Origin of the sequence: Streptomyces sp. NPDC000983, from assembly GCF_040299205.1 — a bacterium.
Lineage (GTDB): Bacteria > Actinomycetota > Actinomycetes > Streptomycetales > Streptomycetaceae > Streptomyces.
In genome coordinates, this window is the sequence record NZ_JBEPBM010000115.1 from 1 (window position 1) to 1,936 (window position 1,936).

The 1,936-nt window shown below is 69.8% G+C and carries 1 protein-coding gene; it reads left to right on the top strand.

The features are described from left to right. Nucleotides 1-183 precede the first annotated feature (183 nt). Nucleotides 184-1,936, top strand: a 1,753-nt coding sequence (locus ABT296_RS38555; protein ID WP_502977440.1) for a type I polyketide synthase, incomplete at its 3' end; no start/stop codon positions are given.

Sequence of the window (1,936 nt, forward strand, 5' to 3'; positions counted from 1 at the left end):
GTGCGGTTGGTGCCGGTGGGTGGGGATGCGGTGTCGGTGTTGGTTGCTGATGCTGTGGGTGTTCCGGTGGTGGTGGTTGAGTCGTTGGTGTTGCGGCCGGTTGATGTGGGTGGGTTGGGGGTTTTGGCGGGGCGGGATGTGCTGTTCCGGGTGGAGTGGAGTCCTGTTGGTGCGGGGGCTGTTGTGGGTGCGGCTGTAGCTGGATGGGCGCTCCTCGGGGACGGTGACCGCCTCGCCTTGGGTGGTACGCCTCACGGCGGGTTGAGCGCTCTTGCCGAGTCGGTCGTGGGTGACGACGTGCCCGCACTGGTGCTCTGGACGCCGCCTGTGGCGGGTGGTGATGGGATCGCGTCGGCGACTGCCGAAGTGACGCGTTCGGCACTCGCCATGGTGCAGGAGTGGCTTGCGGACGAGCGGTTCGCGGGTGCGCGGCTGGTGGCTGTCACGCGTGGTGCTGTGGGTGTCGGGGAGAACGCGCCTGCGGATCTCGCGGCTTCCGGTGTGTGGGGTCTGCTGCGGTCGGCCGAGGCGGAGAATCCCGGACGGTTCGGGTTGCTTGATGTCGACGGCGGGGTGGACGCGCTCCCGGTTGCTCTCGCCGCGCTCGACTCGGGGGAGTGGCAGGTCGCTGTTCGTGGTGGTGAGGTGTTGGTGCCTCGGCTGGGCAGGGTGGGTTCTGCTTCGGGTGCCGGGGGTGCCGGGGGTGCTTCGGGTGCCGGTGACGCCGGGGGCGTTGGGTTTGGTGGTGGTGCTGTCCTGGTGACGGGTGGTACCGGCATGTTGGGTGGGTTGGTGGCCCGGCATCTGGTGGCCGAGTACGGGGTGCGGCGGCTGGTGTTGACCAGTCGGCGGGGTGTGGATGCTCCGGGTGCTGTGGAGTTGGTGGAGGAGCTGGCGGCCGCGGGTGCGGTTGCCGAGGTGGTGGCGTGTGATGTGGCGGAACGTGCGGCGGTTGAGGAGTTGCTGGCCGCGCATCCCGTCACCGGGGTTGTCCACCTAGCCGGCGTCCTCGACGACGGCGTCGTCACGTCACTCGACCCCGGCCAACTCGACGCCGTACTGCGGCCCAAGGTGGACGCCGCCGTCCACCTGGACGAATTGACACGCGAACTCGACCTCTCCGCCTTCGTCCTCTTCTCCTCCGCGGCCGGAGTTCTCGGTACGGCGGGGCAGGCCAACTACGCGGCAGCCAACGCCTTCCTGGACGCCCTCGCGCAGAGGCGCCGGGCCGCGGGACTGCCCGCGCTCTCGCTGGCCTGGGGCCTGTGGGATGACGCAAGTGGCATGACAGGTGCGATGACCGAGCGTGACCGGGCACGAGTCACGAGCCGGGCCGTCGTTCCCTTCAGCGCGGAGGCGGGGCTCGCCGCCCTTGACGCCGCACTGGCCCAGGGAGCGGACCACGGTGAAGCACACCTCGTGCCCGTTGCCTTCGACCGCGCAACCCTGCGGACCCAGGCCGGTGCAGGGGCACTGCCGCCGCTCCTGCGCACCCTCGCGCCCGCGCCGGTCCGTCGTGCCGCCGGCACCGGGGATGCGCAGACCGGTGGATCCACGCTCGCCCGGCGGCTCCTGGGACTCCCCGAGGCGGAGCGTGAAGCGGTCGTCCTGGATGTCATCCGCACCCACGTCGCCTCCGTCCTCGGACATGCGGGAACGGCCCTGATCGGGGCCGACCGGACGTTCAAGGAGTTGGGGTTCGATTCGTTGTTGGCGGTTGAGCTGCGGAATCGGTTGGGTGAGGCGTTGGGGGTGAGGTTGCCGGCGACGTTGGTCTTTGACTATCCGACGCCGGTGGCTGTGGCGGGTTTGTTGGTGGGGGAGTTGGTGGGTTCGCCCGTGTCTTCGTCTGTGGTGGTTGTGCCGGGGGCGGGTTCGGCGGGTGCGGTGGGTGTGGCTGGGTCGGGTGTGGCTGATCCGGTGGTGATTGTGTCGG